Origin of the sequence: Cryobacterium sp. Y57 (assembly GCF_002929505.1) — a bacterium.
GTDB lineage: Bacteria > Actinomycetota > Actinomycetes > Actinomycetales > Microbacteriaceae > Cryobacterium.
On sequence record NZ_PJJL01000013.1, the window covers coordinates 1 to 1753 of the forward strand.

Sequence of the window (1753 nt, forward strand, 5' to 3'; positions counted from 1 at the left end):
CTCGACAGACTCCGTTTCGACGGACGGGCTGAGGTTCGCCAGCACGATATCCGGGAACTCCCGAGCGACAGCCTGAAACCGCCAGAGGGTGCTGAACAAGGCCAAGAGTGTGTTGTCGGATCGAGTGAGCACTTCCACCTGGCGTAGCGACCCCAGTCTGCCCGCGCTTGCTCGATCGGTGCGGCGCGCGACTTGGTATGGCAACGTTTCCATGCGGATATCAGCACCAAAATCGTGCGTCATGCGTTCCTCAACGACGTCGAACTGCATCGGACCCACCGCCCCGAGTACCGGTGCCTGGTCGCCCCGCAGGTCAGACCGCATGACTTGAATGACCCCCTCATGGTCGAGCTGATCGATTCCGCGACGGAATTGCTTGTGCTTGCTGGTGTCGGCGGGGCGTACGGCACGAAAATACTCGGGGGCGAACACCGGCAGCGGCGGGTATTCGACGGGTTCGGAATCATAGAGTGAATCGCCCACCCGAAGAGAGGCTGCGTTGATCAACCCGACGATGTCGCCGGGCCAGGCCTGCTCCGCCATGGTGCGTTCTCGTCCGAACATCTGTTGCGCATACTTCGTGGCAAACGGACGGCCGGTCGATGCCTGCGTCACAACCATCCCGCGGTGGAACATGCCCGAACACACCCGCACGAATGCGACGTGGTCACGGTGCGAGGCGTTCATGCCGGACTGAACCTTGAAGACAAATCCGGAGAAGTCACCATTGACGGGCCGTTGTCGACCGGTGATATCTGCCCGGGCCAGAGCGGGCGGAGCGAATTCCACGAGAGCGTCCAGCAGCTGGTGAACACCAAAATTGAGGACGGCAGCGCAAAAAAGCACCGGCGTGGTCGTCGCGCGAAGAAAAAGTGCCTCGTCGTGGTCTTGCCCTTCGGCATGGAGCAGTGCTGATTCTTCGGCAGCATTAGTCCAATCCTGGCCGAGTTCCGCAGCAGCGGCCGTCGCCGTGGTACGCGCTTCAATGACGGCGGTCGCGCCTCCTGGAGTTCGGGTGAAACGCACAAATCCGGGGGATTGTCGATCCAGAACTCCGTGAAATTCGCCGGCGAGCCCGACAGGCCAGGTGAGCGGTGTGGGCACGAGCCCGGTGCGGTCGTGGATCTCGTCCATGAGATCCAACGCGGACTTTCCAGGTCGATCCCATTTATTGATGACCGTGATCACGGGCAGGCCGTGTTGTCGGCACACCTCAAACAGTTTCATGGTTTGCGGCTCGAGGCCCCTGCTGGCATCGACGAGCATCACAGCGGCATCAACAGCGGAGAGGACCCGGAAGGTGTCTTCGGAGAAATCGGCGTGACCGGGGGTGTCAACGAGATTGATCACGGTGTCGCGATACTCAAACTGGATAGCGGCGGACGTCACGGAAATGCCACGGGCCTGCTCCATGGCCATCCAGTCAGACACGGTGCCCCGCCGGCCAGCTTTACCGTGTACCGCACCCGCCCGATCAATAGCGTGCGCGTGCAGCAGGAGTGCTTCGGTGAGCGTGGACTTGCCGGCATCAGGGTGAGAAATAACGGCAAAGGTGCGCCGTTTGTAGGCTTGGGTAAAAATGTCGACGTTAGAGACGGTGGGTGTGGTTGGATGTGTCACGGTGTTCCTGTCTGAGCGTGATCACGAGGTGGGCATGGTTGAGTCACAGACTCCGCAGCAGGTCGATGAACCCGCTGGCTACGCGAACCTGTTCGCGCAGTGAGCATTCACGCGCTTCGATATCGCTGATCAG

Annotated in this window: 1 protein-coding gene; it reads right to left on the minus strand. The window is 60.9% G+C overall.

Going from position 1 to position 1753, the window contains the following annotated elements; translation table 11 throughout:
• A partial coding sequence (locus CXY72_RS00095; RefSeq protein ID WP_104125721.1) for a peptide chain release factor 3 occupies positions 1–1620 on the minus strand: 1620 nt, incomplete at its 3' end.
• Between the last annotated feature and the right edge of the window lie 133 nt (positions 1621–1753).